General features: G+C 55.7%; 14 protein-coding genes. 6 read left to right on the top strand and 8 right to left on the bottom strand.

Annotation, left to right across the window (positions count from 1 at the left end; translation table 11 throughout):
* Positions 1 to 15 precede the first annotated feature (15 nt).
* Positions 16 to 333 carry a HigA family addiction module antitoxin gene (locus tag E8L22_RS01035; protein WP_136523441.1) on the bottom strand — a complete coding sequence of 106 codons (318 nt, stop codon included), beginning with the start codon at positions 331 to 333 and terminating at the stop codon, positions 16 to 18.
* Between the two features lie 577 nt (positions 334 to 910).
* On the opposite strand from E8L22_RS01035, the gene E8L22_RS01045 reads away from it, so the two are divergent.
* Positions 911 to 1,579: a hypothetical protein gene (locus E8L22_RS01045; RefSeq protein WP_136523442.1), complete on the top strand. Its 669-nt coding sequence runs from the start codon at positions 911 to 913 to the stop codon at positions 1,577 to 1,579.
* Positions 1,580 to 1,724: 145 nt separating this feature from the next.
* Complete coding sequence (locus E8L22_RS01050) at positions 1,725 to 2,084, top strand: hypothetical protein (protein ID WP_136523443.1); 360 nt, start codon at positions 1,725 to 1,727, stop codon at positions 2,082 to 2,084.
* A 113-nt stretch (positions 2,085 to 2,197) separates the two neighbouring features.
* On the opposite strand, the gene E8L22_RS01055 is transcribed toward E8L22_RS01050, so the two are convergent.
* Entirely contained in the window at positions 2,198 to 3,331 is a 1,134-nt protein-coding gene (locus E8L22_RS01055; RefSeq protein WP_136523444.1) for an HD-GYP domain-containing protein, read from the bottom strand.
* Complete coding sequence (locus E8L22_RS01060; RefSeq protein ID WP_136523445.1) at positions 3,328 to 5,475, bottom strand: HEAT repeat domain-containing protein; 2,148 nt, start codon at positions 5,473 to 5,475, stop codon at positions 3,328 to 3,330. The genes E8L22_RS01055 and E8L22_RS01060 overlap by 4 nt, the downstream gene beginning before the upstream one ends.
* Before the next feature lie 357 nt (positions 5,476 to 5,832).
* Between E8L22_RS01060 and E8L22_RS01065 the strand changes: the two genes are divergently transcribed.
* Positions 5,833 to 6,516 carry a hypothetical protein gene (locus E8L22_RS01065; protein ID WP_136523446.1) on the top strand — a complete coding sequence of 228 codons (684 nt, stop codon included), beginning with the start codon at positions 5,833 to 5,835 and terminating at the stop codon, positions 6,514 to 6,516.
* Positions 6,517 to 6,604: 88 nt separating this feature from the next.
* Here the strand turns inward: E8L22_RS01065 and E8L22_RS01070 are convergent, their stop codons facing one another.
* The 3 genes from E8L22_RS01070 to E8L22_RS01080 all read right to left on the bottom strand — a co-directional run bounded on the left by E8L22_RS01070 (position 6,605) and on the right by E8L22_RS01080 (position 10,907).
* A complete protein-coding gene (locus E8L22_RS01070; protein ID WP_162604755.1) occupies positions 6,605 to 8,629 on the bottom strand; it encodes an alpha-amylase family glycosyl hydrolase in 2,025 nt (674 codons plus the stop codon).
* A 347-nt stretch (positions 8,630 to 8,976) separates the two neighbouring features.
* Complete coding sequence (locus E8L22_RS01075) at positions 8,977 to 10,257, bottom strand: Hsp70 family protein (protein WP_136523449.1); 1,281 nt, start codon at positions 10,255 to 10,257, stop codon at positions 8,977 to 8,979.
* A gap of 206 nt (positions 10,258 to 10,463) precedes the next feature.
* Complete coding sequence (locus tag E8L22_RS01080; protein ID WP_162604745.1) at positions 10,464 to 10,907, bottom strand: hypothetical protein; 444 nt, start codon at positions 10,905 to 10,907, stop codon at positions 10,464 to 10,466.
* Between E8L22_RS01080 and E8L22_RS01085 the strand changes: the two genes are divergently transcribed.
* Positions 10,899 to 11,045, top strand: coding sequence for a hypothetical protein (locus tag E8L22_RS01085; RefSeq protein ID WP_198420101.1), 147 nt, complete (start codon positions 10,899 to 10,901; stop codon positions 11,043 to 11,045). The two genes, E8L22_RS01080 and E8L22_RS01085, sit on opposite strands and share 9 nt — an antisense overlap.
* A 137-nt stretch (positions 11,046 to 11,182) precedes the next feature.
* Here the strand turns inward: E8L22_RS01085 and E8L22_RS01090 are convergent, their stop codons facing one another.
* Positions 11,183 to 12,388, bottom strand: coding sequence for a type II toxin-antitoxin system HipA family toxin (locus tag E8L22_RS01090; protein ID WP_136523453.1), 1,206 nt, complete (start codon positions 12,386 to 12,388; stop codon positions 11,183 to 11,185).
* Positions 12,385 to 12,624: a helix-turn-helix domain-containing protein gene (locus tag E8L22_RS01095; protein WP_136523454.1), complete on the bottom strand. Its 240-nt coding sequence runs from the start codon at positions 12,622 to 12,624 to the stop codon at positions 12,385 to 12,387. Before E8L22_RS01095 ends, E8L22_RS01090 begins: the two co-directional genes overlap by 4 nt.
* 199 nt (positions 12,625 to 12,823) lie before the next feature.
* Here E8L22_RS01095 and E8L22_RS01100 point away from each other — a divergent pair, with 199 nt between their 5' ends.
* Both E8L22_RS01100 and E8L22_RS01105 read left to right on the top strand, forming a co-directional pair.
* Positions 12,824 to 13,405, top strand: a complete 582-nt coding sequence (locus tag E8L22_RS01100; protein ID WP_136523455.1) for a TetR/AcrR family transcriptional regulator — start codon at positions 12,824 to 12,826, stop codon at positions 13,403 to 13,405.
* A gap of 230 nt (positions 13,406 to 13,635) precedes the next feature.
* Positions 13,636 to 14,088 (top strand): CGGC domain-containing protein, encoded by a 453-nt coding sequence (locus E8L22_RS01105; RefSeq protein WP_136523456.1) that lies wholly within the window; start codon positions 13,636 to 13,638, stop codon positions 14,086 to 14,088.
* The last annotated feature ends 19 nt before the right edge of the window (positions 14,089 to 14,107 follow it).

Below are 14,107 nucleotides of genomic sequence, written 5' to 3' on the forward strand. Positions count from 1 at the left end.
CAATACTCGAAATTGTCATGATTGCAGAGCAGTCAGAGTGTGAATTCTTGGCTCAATTTTCGGCCACATATCATTTCTTGCCCTGCTCAGGTCATAGCTGCTTTGCAAGTTCATCCAATATTCAGCAGCATTTCCAAAAAACTTTGCAAGTCGCAAAGCAGTGTCAGCAGTTATGGCCCTTTTCCCTTTAATTATCTGATTTACACGACCAACTGGAACATCAATTTCTCTAGACAATTTATTTTGACTAATATTATTGGGTTCCATGAACTGGGTAAGGAGTATTTCTCCAGGGGTCATAGCTGTGGGTTCCTTATCCTTTTCCTTATACATATCCCAACTCCGCCAAGGCTCTTCCTAACTGACATTATCCCTCTTTCGGCTATAAGCCCCCATCTTAGCGTCGCATAATATTTCGCCCTGCGTAATATGTCAAGCGATATAGCTGTGGAGCAGTTCTTACTCGCTGAAAATTGTAGCGTCACAGGTCAACGCCCTCGCTGCCAGGTCTCGCTGCCAGGTCTTGAAATGTAAGCTTTTACTGCTACCATTCCGACACTATGGCACGTCCTCTTCGCATCGAGTTCCCGTTCGCGATTTATCACGTCACCTCACGCGGCAACGCACGTGACGATATATTTATCGACGATAGCGATCGTGAACCTTTCTCGGCACCTTTCAATCGGTCCTACTCAGATACAACTGGCTTTGCCATGCCTACTGCCTGATGAGTAACCACTACCACCTCATCAACACACCTACTGGAACTGTCTCGCTACGTGGTCCTGACCCCCGTTCGGGCTGGCATAGCCGCGAAACTTGAAGAATGATCTTGGAAACTATCTACTAAACAAGAAGAAAGCCGTAGACAAGCTCAAAGACAAATTTCAGTGACAAAACGGAGTCTCCAATGCCAGGAACATCACAGAAGGACAATTGGGACCGCATTACTGCAATGGCCACCATTCTTGTCCCTGCCGCTATTGCTCTTGCTGGCCACTTCGTCGCGCAGGGATTGAAGCAGGCAGAAATCAACAGCGAGGAGAAACGGGCGGAGCGGACCAGCGCTATCGCAGACGCCAACACAAAGATTGCTCAGGCCAACCTGATCAATACGATGATGAAATCCCTGACCAGCCCAAACCCAGCCGAGCGTAAGCTGGCGGTCCAGGCGGTTTTGATCGCTCTTCCAGACCAAGGGCCAGTCTTGGTGCGAACAGTTGCTGAATCAGACGAAAACAAAGCAGTTCAAATAGCGGCGCAGGCGTCACTGGACCAGCGTATTAACCTTCTGATTCGGAACCTTTTTTCGGACGATGCTCATACTCGTATAAATTCAGCCAGTGACTTGGTTGAAGGGTGGAGGAATGATCCGGCTGCCATTCCGCCGCTGATCCAATTTGCTACAAAGAATAGTGATAACCAGAATGGAGTTTACAACACTATCGTAGTGCTAAATGATTTTTCACTGCCTGCTCTTCAAGCACATCGGCAATTAATCCTTCAATTTATTGCTCTGGCAAAAACAAAAGGAGAAAAAACTGCGGCAAAAGCAGCGGAACTTGGTAAAAAGATCTAGCTACCATTCTTGTCTATTCGTAACAGCAAAAACGGTTCAATGATCAAGTAGGGCCACCCTTTCAATAAGCCAGAGATAAACATTGACAGTTCGACACCTGCATGATAGCCATGCCATTAGTGCATTCTATCAACCAGGAGGATGAATGAAAAAGTTCACAAAAGTAACCGCATCTGTAGCTTTGCTACTGTCTTTGACAGGTTGTGTACAGAGAATCACCGACTTCACAGTGATCTCTTCCAAGAATATGAACTTGTCTAACGCCGCGACATTCGTGCGCGATGACAAGAGAGTAGAAGGCGACGACACCAAAGCGATAGTAATCTTCCCGCTGGGCATCCCGAATGCCAAAGAGGCTTTGGATAATGCCATCCAAACCGTGCCGGGGTGTGTCGGACTTGTGGACGGGGTGCTGGAACATGAGTTCTTTGCGTTTGTCTTCGGCTACGTGAAATACCGGGTGAAGGGAACTTGTCTCATCGATCCTGCTCTGGTCAAAAAGTAATGGACGAAGAAAAGCCGGACAGCAAGCTGTCCGGCTTTTCCTTTAAACACAAAGGGGGCGTTGCGACAGGGAGGGGACAGACCGCACGGTGAGGCGGCGAACGGTTTCAGACGTCAGGGGGCCTTCATGTCGGAAAGTATCCGGAAGAAGTTGCGCGTAAGGCCCGGATGCAATGCGCTCCCCGACATGTCAAGCATCATGCTCATTATGTGGTCAAGGGCGAGCGGTTCATGGTAGGACCTCCGGGTCCGGGTCGCATCAAAAAAATCGGATATCATGGTCAAGTGGCTGCTGAGGTTGAGCCGCCAGGATGGTGGGAGTTTCGGGTAGCCGCTCAGGTTGAACTTCGCATGGTGCTCATAGGCGGCAATCGCAGCCAGACGTGGCACCCCGGGGGTATCCATCAGGTAGCGCGCCCCACGGACCGGGTGCTGCTTGATTATTTCAAACTCCTCGTCGGTGAGCTTACCCTTCTTGTTGATGATCTCCTCGGGGACAAAGAGCTTGCCGATATCGTGCAGCATGGCAGCCACCCCGATGTCCTTCAGTTGCTGCCCCTCGATGCCGAGCGCCATCGCCTGCGCGAGGTTCATGATACAGACGTTGGCGCAATGGGTGAACGTGTACTCGTCGCTCTCCCTCAGTGCCGCCAAGACGAGAAAGGGCATCCCTTCCCGGCGGAACAGCTCGACGAACCCGGTGACGATCTCCGCAATGCCGCCAACCTTCAGTTTCTGGCGGCGCTGCACCGCCTGATAGATTTCGGAGAACCGCTCCATCTCCTTCCGGCCCAGATCCTTGAGCACTTCCGCGGCACACCGCTCTTCGTCCCCGCTTCCGGACGGAGGTGCCTCCGAAGGAAGCTTCACCCAGCCAAAGCGAAGATGGTCAGTCGAGGCTAACTCCCCGGTCTGCCCGGCGGCGCTCAGCAGGCCGATGAGGTTTTCCACCTCCTGACGCGTGATCCCCCGCAGTAACTTTAAATGCTCGATCCCCCGCCCGTTGAGTAGGGCGATGAAACGGTTCAGGAACAGGCTGTACTCCTGCGGCCTGCCATCAACGATAAGCTCGTCTCCCACCACGATCAGGGAGAGTTCGCCGCAAGCATCGAGCAGAGCGCCCAGTTCCTCGAACAGCTGGTTTCCCAGCCGGAGGACCTGGAGATGTCCGCTTTCGTAAAGCGCTGCATTGGCGCTTGCCGACTGAAGGAGCCTGATGATGCGGGTTGTATGTTCTGCCCTGTTCATGATGCGTCTTCCTGCCTGCCGCGCAACAATAGCGCCGCCTGCCGCCCCACCGCCCCCCTTTTTGAGGCGACTTTCCGCAGAAGCGGAAGGGAGGCTTCGCTAGGGTAGCGCCAGAGCGTCGAGACCGTGTCAAGCTTCAGCCTGGTGAGCCCGGTCAGGTGCAGAAGGCTCACGCAGTAGAGCAGTTTTTCAAGCACGGGGAGCGAGGCCGGATCCCCGATCTCCCCAAGGGCCTGCACGGCCAGCCCTTTCACCTGCAGCTCATTTTTGGAGAAGCCGGATGTGGCCAGCATGGCGTGCAGCGCTCCGAGGCCCCTGGGGGATCTCGCCATCCCCGCGACCTCGAGAGCAGCAAGCCGGGTCTGCCGGTCAGGGCTCTCCAGATCCCGCACCAGCGCCTCCTCGGCCCCCGCCTCCCCGAACTCAAGCAGCGCCCTAAAGGCCTCGCTCGAGACCCTGCGATCACTGTGATGGGCGAGCATGCGCAGCTTATCCACGGTCTCGTACAGCTCCAGACGCCGGATCAGCTGGATCAGGTTGCGCAGAAAATACCAGCGGCGGTCGGAGAGCCGCTTGATGATGGCCGGGGCGGCCGGGGTACCGATCTCTGCCAACCGATCCATTATGAAGCGCCGCAGCGACATGCTTTCGCTTTCGGCCAGCCGGTCCAGCAGCCCGTCGGTGAAAGGAGCGCCGACCGTCAGGATCACTTCGGCAATCTCGTTGAATCTCGGCTTGCCCCAGGTTTGCAGACCGTCCAGCACCTCGTTGATGAACTCCTCGCAGGCGAAAAGCTCCAGGACCTGCTCTTTGACCGGAAGGGGCACTCCTCCACCGTTCACCTCGCGCAGTATATTCAGGAACTCCGTGTAAGCGCCGGTTCGCAGGAAGTAGATCCCGATGTCGTAGAGGCTCCGTTCGTACCCGGTAAGCTCCTCCACCTCCCCCTCGACGGATTTCAGGAACAGGAGCAGCATGTCGCCGGTCTTCTTCTCTATGGAGGACTGGTCGATTGTTTCCAGCAGGTCCTGCACTCCTTCACTTCCCAGGAGGGGGACCTGATCAGGCTCCATCATCCTGTGCAGTTTCTGCTGGTAACTCTTCGGGATGAACTCTTCGCTCGCGTGTTCCCTGAGGATGGTCCTTACCCTGGTCTGCAGGTCCGCCCCCTCCGCTTGCAGCTCGTCGGAAGAGAGCGCACCGCTGAACTGACGCAGCAGTTGCAGAACAACCTGGGGAATGCCCTCCTGGTTCGGACCTATTTCCTCCAGCGTCTCCATCACCACCTGGGCCGGCACCTGGCTGACAATCGACGCCAGATCGGGTGCGGCGATCGCCTTGGACGCCCAGGCGGCGCCAAGAAACTGCTGACGCATGGCAGGGTTCAGCTTACTGACGAAACCGGCAAATCTCTGGTTGGTAAGCTCCCTGGCCTGTGGGGACGCCGTTTCTCCCTGGACCAACGCATCCAGCAGCAGGGGAGCAAATCCCCCCGGCGTAAGGAGACCGTCCTGCCCGGACAGGTTGAGTGCCTCGGCAACGAGCTCCGGGTCGAGCGCCCCCTCGGCGAGCGCCCCGCCGCCCGCCATCCCGTTCTTGAGGGCAAGGGCGAAGCGCTCCCACAGGTCCCCGGCGCTCCCCGCCTCCCCTGACTTTAAAAGCGGCTCTTCGGTAACGCTCAGGAGGTCATAACGGATCTCCCTGATGCCGAAAGAGGTGATGCCCGACTTTTCCCAAACGGCCCGGATCCCTCCGGCGCGATAGATCTTCTCGCGCGTGCTGCCAAGGATGATGATGAAACGCCGGAGCTCCTCCCTGGTGAGCCCCCGATGGAAAACCAGCGCCCCGATTTCCCGTTCGTGAAGCACACGCGCGAAATCCCTCATGACCGGGTTGGACCTGTCGACAGGCTGATCCCCGAGCATGAGGGTCGAACCTGCCACCAGCAGGACCACCTCGTCCAGCTCGCCCAGAAGGGAGGCGTAGCTCTTCAAAGCGGTGGCGAGAGAAACATCAATCACCTGATGTCCCTGCGGGTAAGTCCTCATGTTGCGCCGCGCGACGTTGAGGTCGCGTATCAGCTTCACAAGCAACGGGGAGGACGCCGTTTCCTGCGTTCCGGCATTTCTGGTTCGATCGCTCATTTACGCTTGTTCCGAGGTACGCGGCAAACATCAGGCTCGTTATATATCACTATATGTCGCTATATATCCTATATCGTCGTGCAAGAAAAGGATTATTGGATGTCCGACGTTTTCCTGGTTTTTACGCGGACAACCCGAGGGTGCTTGTTGCGCCCGTCTCGGGTTATGCAGATTATTTCCCTGCGCTTCATGTCATGGACCGATCATACGCAGTCAAGTAACGACCATCTGTACCAGGAGGTATTATTAGGCTTGCCCATCCTGATATTCCCCTGTCATAAAAGAAAAAACTTAAACCTTGGATATAATCAAAGTGCTGCCGATTGAATCAACAACCAGTTTGAGAGGAGGCACGAGATGTGGCACTACTGTCAGAAGGACTTCTTAAAGCGCGTTCTGTTAGTCATCACCTCGGCTATGGTTCTTACGGGATGTGTAGCTTCGAGAAGCGAGGTGCAGGGCAAGTTCACCAGCCCGGTCACAAGGAACACAACGGCTGACAAGGTCAGCGTGCTCTTCCAGTTCAAAAACCTGCAACAGCAGCATGGCATGGACACGGTCCCAAAGCTTCAGGTTCACAACGTGAAGGACTTCGACAACTTGTTCAGGGATAGTCTCCAGGAACTGGGCAACGTCTCGCAGTACACCACCTACCTCGAATCTCCAAACGATGTGAACAACCCGAAGCGGCGCAAGGAGCTGGAAGACCAAAAGGCGACCCACGACTACACCGTGGAGGTCTCCTTATTGGAAGAATCCTCCTTCAAGAAGGATTTCTTGAGCGGAACGGTCTCGCTTCTCTCCCTTACCCTTATCCCGATGCCTTACTCGTGGGACTACACCATGACGGCAAATGTCATAAAAAAAGGGGGAGCCCAGGCCGCTTCCTACCAGCGCAAGGCAACACTGAGCAACTGGGTTCAAGCGGCCCTTATCTTCGCCTACCCCTTCTACCCCCTGGAAGGGAAGCGCGAGGAGATCTACTCCGAATGTCTGCACGACATATTCAAGCAGATCGAGGCGGAAAGGGTCCTGAAATAACGAAAAAAACCGGGCAGCACCTCTGCCCGGTTTTTCCTGAAGAGAAGAAGCCCCGGATAGTGGGGCTTCTTGTTCAAACGTCGGTATTTTACTGTGAGAGGATGATCGCCGAGTAGCGGCCTATACCGATGTCCGCCTTGAAGTGGAGGCCGTCCATCTCGGCTGGCGTGGCTTCGGTGCCGTAGCTGAAAAAGTTTCCGAACATCGGCCCATAGAGGCCGGAGTCGCTGTTAAAACGAACCTGCCACTGCCCGCCCCTCGGAAGCCCGATCGTGTAGTTGTCATAAGAGCGGTCCGCGAAATTCAGCACTACTACAACGTCGTCGCCGGCCCCGCCGTGCTCCCACCGGTGATACGCAATAAGCTTGTCGGCGTTGTTGACGTGGAAGACATTGATGTGCTGCCCACGCAACCCTCGCGTGTTGTTGAACCAGTTCCGGCGCAGATGGATCAGATCCCGATACTGCATGAAGATCCCCTTGAACGGCCCTTCCGGCTCACAGCGCTCCGGCAGCTCCGGACATTCGCTGCAGTCGATGGTCTTGTCACACGGCGCTCCGGTCGCAGTGCGGCACTCGCCATGTTTGTTCATGCAGGTCCGACAGTCCTCGTTCACATTGCAGAAGCGGTTCCAGTCTACGCCGCACTCGTCGTTCCGCCTGTCCCCCATCCACCTCCATTCCAGCAGTTCCTGCCCTTGCAGGACCATCGGTATCCCCGGTGAGGTGAGCACCATGGCGGCCCCCAAACCGGTTCTCTTCCTGACATACCAGCTGTCATCCACATGCCCCGGGTCGATCGCTTCCGTCAGCCGCTTTTTCCCCTCATCCTTATGGAGAATGGATGCGGCGTCGTGGCTTTCATTGGTGACGATGCGTTCAAAGGCATCGGTGTTGTATCTCTGGTAGAGAACGTCGCGCAAGCGGTCCATGTTGCGGAAACGGTCCTCTGTTGCCGTCAGAGCGTCACGGACCGTGTACATGTAGGTGTCATTCCACTGCGAACCGAACCCTGCGCCACCGGCATTCGTATCCTTCGTGACCCACTCGTTATCCTTCAGGTCCTCGGCAATGGTGATCAGGTTCCTTCTTTCGTATTCACAGCTCACGCAGTAGTTGATCTCCTGAAGAAGCCACCATCCCCTATCGATATCGTAGGCGGCTTTCAGTTGGGGATCGTTGCCATAGACGTTGCGGATGTTGGCTACCGAGTCGAAACGAAGGCCGTCAACACGGAACTCCAGCAACCACATCATGGCGTTGTCCCTTAGGAAGTCGCGCACTTCCTGCCTGCCGTAGTCCGGGCGGTGACCAAAGCCTGCGGGCCACCGCCAGTCGTTGTAGAAATAGACGCCACCACCGGCAGAGCCATCGGGCAGGCGCGGATCCCACCCGGGCGTCATGCGCCATATCGACATGTTGCCTGTTTCTGGATCATTATAGTCGGGACTTATGTGGTTATAGACGACGTCGAGAATGACGGCGATGCCACGTGCATGAGCGGCATCGACCAGTTGTTTGAGGGCAATCGGGCCGCCATACTTGGACTCGACGGCATAGAGAGCCGCAGTGTCGTATCCAAAGGATCGGTCGCGCGGAAACTCGGAGGTGGGTAGTAACTCGATGGCGTTGACGCCCAGCTTCTGCAAGTAGAACAGCTCGTCGATGACGTCCTCTATGAGTCTTTCGTCCTGCACAGTCTTGTCCGGGAAGCTCCCGCAGTGCATCTGATAGATCACCAGCTCACTCCAAGGGGCCATCTGGAAATCGTTCACCTTCCATGGGTAATCACGCAGGCGGAGGATCGAGTTTCCCGCGGAGTGTACCATCTGCTTAGCCCGAGGGTCGCTTTTGTCTCTGCCATCGATCCGGTAGAGGTACTGCTGGCCCTCGGCTGCATCGGACACAAGAGTTGAAAAATAGTCGCTGGCCCCTTCCCTGGTCATCTGGTGTAACGTTTCCTGCCCGTTTTCGTTGAACAGGACAAGCTTTACGTCGTTGGCAAATGGGAGCCAAGCGCGGAATTTGACGCTACTGCCAACGCGACAAGCCCCCAGCTCCTGAAACTTATAACCACTTACATAACGCCCAGTGTCTTCAATAGTTACCGTCATAAGACCCCCTCTGAACATTGTTGTACCCGCGCGGAATGCGCAAGCTTTCCTGGTGCTTGATGGTTCGAATTGCTTGCAGGAAGTAAGTACGAGATGGGTGGCGTAGAGGCAAACCAGAGTAGAATAATTTGATCCTTCAGGATGTCAATAGCGGCCACGGTCTGCGCTGCACCGTCCAGCCGCCCGCAGCCCCCCCCTGCTCGGCCAGAACCACATAGCCGCCCCTACAGAACGCAAGAAGCCGGGCAGCATCTCTGCCCGGCTTCTTTTTTTTCAAACTGTGGACTCTCCGCTCCACCAAGGGCGCGTCACGGCAAAACTACTGCCCGGGCCGCGTTGTAGCCATACTAACGGCCGTCGCTAAAGAGCGGGACGCTCGCACCCAGGCCGTGAACGACGCTGGTGAAGGCGTTGCGGTTCTCGAGCTTGTCGCTGCCGAAACGATCTTCGAAGAGACGCCGGATCACAGGTATCCGCGAGGTTCCCCCGGTGAGGAACACGGTGTCGATTTGATCGTTTCGGACTCCCGACCTGCTGACAACTTCGTCGATGGTGCCGGAGATCCGGCTTAGGTTCTCCCGGTTGATCGCTTCGAACTCTTCCCTGGTTATCCCCTCTTCGATGGTCAGGCCGCGCTCCTTGAAGCTGACCTGCGCGAACTCTTGTTGCGACAGCTCGCATTTCGCCTTCTCGATGCACTGGAACAGGAAAAAACCATAGTTGTCACTGATGAGGTGCTCGAGGTTCTCGAGGGCCTGTCGGTCCGTAGCGGCGTTTTTGATGAGCCGGATCTGCTCCCTGGTCTTTCTCCCCCTCAGGAGCGGAATCCTGTGCCACTGGCACAGCGTGTAGATGATGCTGTGCGGGATATCGAAAAGCTCGTCCTTCCCCATCCCCTTGTATCTGACCCCGCGACCGAAATACTTGGCGATCTTTTCCCACATGATCTGGGAGTCGAATTTGTCGCCCGCCGTATAGACCCCTCCGATGGAGAGAACGTCGGAGCGCCGGTCGGTGCGGTCGAAGGCTCCTCCTTTCACCTTGATGACGGTGAAGTCGGAGGTCCCGCCGCCGAAGTCACCGATGAAGACCAGCTTTTCGGTCCCTGCGGAGAGCGTCTCTTCGAACGAGAGGGCGGCGGCGACCGGCTCGAACTGGAAATGGATATGGCTGAACCCGGCTTTGCGCGCCGCCTTCTCAAGCCTGAGCTGTGCCAGGGCATCCTTTTCGGCATCCTCGGAGAAAACGACGGGGCGCCCAAGAACGACGCTGTCCACCGGATGGCCTACGTACGCTTCCCCCTTCGCCTTGATCCTCCTCAGGATGATGGCGACCAGGTCGTCGATGCCGTACTTCTTGCCGAACACCTCGGTCCCCTCGAAGCTCCTGTTGGGGAGGAAGGTCTTTATGGACTGCATGAAGCGCCCCGCCGCTCCGTCGTTGACGTACTGTCCGATGGCCTCCTGGCCGGTGAAGATCTCGTCGTCCTCGTTGAAGTAGAGGACCGAGCGCATGAGGGAGCGGTTGCTGCTTGACTCGTCGATGTCGACTACTTCGACCTTGCCGTCCCGGTAAACGGAAAGCGCGGAATTGGTGGTCCCGAAATCCAGACCGAAAACTGCCTTCATGCAGACTCCCGAAAAAACCAGGGCGGGTTCAAAGGAACCCGCCCTGAGAAATGTGGATGTGCGCGCCGCCATCAGCGGACGCAGGGGTGGATGTTTTAGCAGAAACCTGGGGGCGGTGGCAAGCTGTAAACATCAAGTCTGGCCACGCTTGCGACGAACCCACCTAACGGTTAAGACGGGGCCACGTGAGTGGTAAGCAAAGGTCGTCACGGAACGGCGCTCCTGTTTTTACGATCGAGCAGCAAAACGGTATTGTCGTACCACCGCATGGCAATCCTGTTTTTTGACAGTTTCGCTATCCAGTTATATCCCTCAGGGCCATGTGGGTCGTCCGGACCCACGTGGCCTTTTTCGCAGGTAATCCAGAGCACTTCGATGTTCTTAGAAGTATCCAGAGGAAGGGCAAAGCGGTTTTTCTGTGATGTCGCATTCTGCTGGCGAAGCATTGTGCGGTCGACAAGGGCCTCCATGGTCATAATCTCAGTGCTGACGACAGGATTCATACAACTAACCCTTTCCGGCATCTTGGCCTGCACGCTCTCATTCCTGAAGGAGATCAGATCCCCCATCAGATCTGCATCATTGTAGTTGTAGTGAGGGGTTCTCGTTAAGGTTTCATCGAGGAGGTCGCCGAGGAGGTGGTGAACCACAAGAAGTCGGGAATCGTCGGGATCTACAACAAGTACCGGTACGACAAGGAGAAGGAAGTGGCCCTGACTAAGTGGGAGCAGCTACTGATTGAGATACTAAAGGGGGAACCTGAAGCGGATGGCAGACCTCTGGCTTAGCCGGACTCTGGCTCTTGATTATGATGCGACCAAGCCCCTTATTCCAGCTTTTGAGCTTAATTGGGGCAAATAAGCAAAGTATATATTACTTATATCAACAGAATAAGGATGGCTTGCCCCTACAGAGCTGTTGCTACTCACGTCATCAGGGAGTCTATCGCCGCTTCCCACTCTGCGAGCATTCGGCTTCCCACCTCTGCGAATTGCGGGTGGTCATGCATGTACGAGTTCACGTCTGCACGAGTTTCGAGGACCGAATCCGCCACCTGTTCCATGATCTCGTTCACCTTACCCGGCGCGATCCCCAGGTGACTCAGCGCGAATTTTTGGAGCATCTTCTTCGGCCACCACTTCTTGGTTCCGGCTAGCGCCAGCGCGGGGACATCTTTGGGAAGGTAGGCCGTGGTTGTCACGATGTCGTAGGTGGGAGCGAAGCGCACCGGAGCACCGGGCGCGTCGTAGAGAACGCCAAAGTTCTTGAGGTGGGCATCGCCGTTACGGACCATGATCGAGAGCGCCAAGGTGGCGAAGAACTGTTCGCGCGCGCTCTGCTTCCATTCCGGCGATATGAAGTCACTGATGCTCCGGGCGATTCGCTCGTAGGTGCTCTGGTACTTGCGGTCGGTGCCAAGAGCCTGAAGGACACACATGTCCTCGAACCCAAGAGGGTTGCCCGCATCGTCGACGTCGAACCGCTTCATGATGAAGAGGCCGCCGTTCTCGGCCAAATGAAACTCCGGGACCGGCAAGCCGGCCCGCTTGGCGGCCGTCATGCAGAAAAACTCGTTGGCCGCCAGTTGGGGGTACTCGCTTCCCCATGATTTGACAATGTACTGTCCGACAGTGGCCGTGCCCCGTTCCTCCGCCAGTAAAAGAACCTTCGGCTGGACGCCGGAGACACCGGAGCGCAGGGAATACCGGTTCAGCAGATCGTGAAACAATTCAACAGTGTCGGGATAGGTCAGGAGCTCTTCCAAGGACTCCGAGGTTTCCTGTATCCCAGGGAAGCGGTCACCCGGCAGGGAGAAGCGGTTCCGTCCCACCTGATTGCCGCCGGTGATCCTCAAGATGGAGAGAGAGTCCGCCTCGGTGATCTTGGCGACGGTCCTCTTGATCGCGTCCAAAAGCGCCCCTTCCGGCAGGTTCATCTGGAAGATCGGGTGCAGATCCTGACTATTCCAGCTCTCCAGCCTGATGGGCATGGTGAGGGAGACCTGCGCCTCATCCGTGAGTTCAGTGGTATGGTAGGCAAAGGTGTGCGCCGCCCCTGCTACACTCGCCCCGGTCCTTGCCAGAAGACCGGCGCTGACATTTCCCGACCAGACCTGCAGTGCGCCGTTCATAGATCCTCTCTCAACTCGTCAAGGGTGGGGGGAGCACCGGCCTTGCGCACCCGCAGTTCGAGCCCCAGGTAGTCGAGTACCCTCATCACCTTCCGAATCCCGATCTCCTGCACGGTTCCGGCCTCCAACTGACTGATGGTGGCGCGGCTCATGCCGAGGTCATGCGCGATCTGCTCTTGCGTGACCTTCCGGAGTTTGCGGACCTTGCGGATTTCTTCGCCAAGTTCGAATAACATGTTCAGTATTATATAAAATACATATCTGCAATGCAACGTCGAAATGCTTTATATATAAAACATTCCCAGCATAAAGTCATATGGAATTCTGCAGCACAACTCATATGGAAAGCTGAAGGAACCATGTTTGGTTTCCAGTCGCCACTTGGTGCCATAAAAAACCTTGACAGTTTAGACCGATCGGTCTAAGGTTGGTTCCATGAAGCGCACACACAACAAAGACGACCTCGTTCAGACCGGACTCGAAATCATCTTTTCCAGAGGATTCAACGGTACCGGGATAGAGACCATCCTGAAGCAGGCCAACGTGCCGAAGGGATCATTCTACAACTTCTTCTCCAGCAAAGAGGAATTCGGCCTCGCCGTCATTGACCTATTCCTTTCGGAAATGACTGCGCTGCTCAAACCGATTAGTGAAGACCTCTCGTTGCCGCCCCTTGAGCGGATAAGGAGAACCTTCGAACTGCTCATCGCCAGGTTTGAAGAAAATAACTGCTCCAAGGGGTGCCTGCTCGCCAATCTTGGACTCGAGATGTCCGATCAGTGTGAGCCGTTCAGGCACCGTCTGGAGGATGCCCTGCAGAGGTGGATCGACTCAGTCGCGGAGATGCTCAAGGAAGCCCGTGAGACAGGGGCTGTCCACATCGAGGTCGAACCCTCCATTCTCGCAGAGAGTATGGTCGCTTCCTTCGAAGGCGCTCTGCTGCGGGCAAAAGTGAAGAAGTCCGTCGAGCCACTGAAGAACTTTATCCATCTCTATTTCAACGTGTTTCTGGCGTAGAGGGGAAGTTGCGACTACCTTTTAGAGGAACATCGCAGCCCCCTTATTTTTACGCCCACTATCAAGTAGACCGGTCTAAATGCATGTTGACAACATGAGGTGAGACGATGTCAACACGTGAACAACGTGGCGAGGGAAAGATGGAACTTTTTCAAGAAACGGGCATTGGCGGGGTGTCGACCGCCAAATGCAAACAGCCCACAGCACGGTAACCAAAAGGAGAAACCAAGATGGTAAGAATCGGAATCATCACCTGCGCCAACATGACGAATGACCTGGCCTGCAGCTCTGTAGGCTGCCTTGAGGACAGCTATGCAAGCAAGGGGAAATTTTCTCGCTATGCAGAGCGTGGGGGAGCCCAGGTAGCGGGAATCATCAGCTGTTCGGGCTGTCCTACCCTAAGGGCGCCGGAGAAAATCCTGAAACGGGTCAGAACACTTGCGGTGAGCGGTGTAGAGGCTATTCACTTTGCCTACTGCCTTGAGCACAATTGCCCGTTCAAAAACAAGTACCGGAGCATTTTGCAATCCGAATTTCCGAACATCGAGTTTATTAGCGGGACCCACGAGGTCCCCGACGAAAAGCAAGCTGCTGACCTTGATGCATTTGTAAAGAACGCTCTCTGTCAACAGAGCGCCTCAATGGCTGATCTCATTGAAAGTCTCAATGGCGGATCTCGTTGAACTTCTCACAAAGCAGTCA

It is taken from the genome of Geomonas ferrireducens (genome assembly GCF_004917065.1).
GTDB classification, from domain to species: domain Bacteria; phylum Desulfobacterota; class Desulfuromonadia; order Geobacterales; family Geobacteraceae; genus Geomonas; species Geomonas ferrireducens.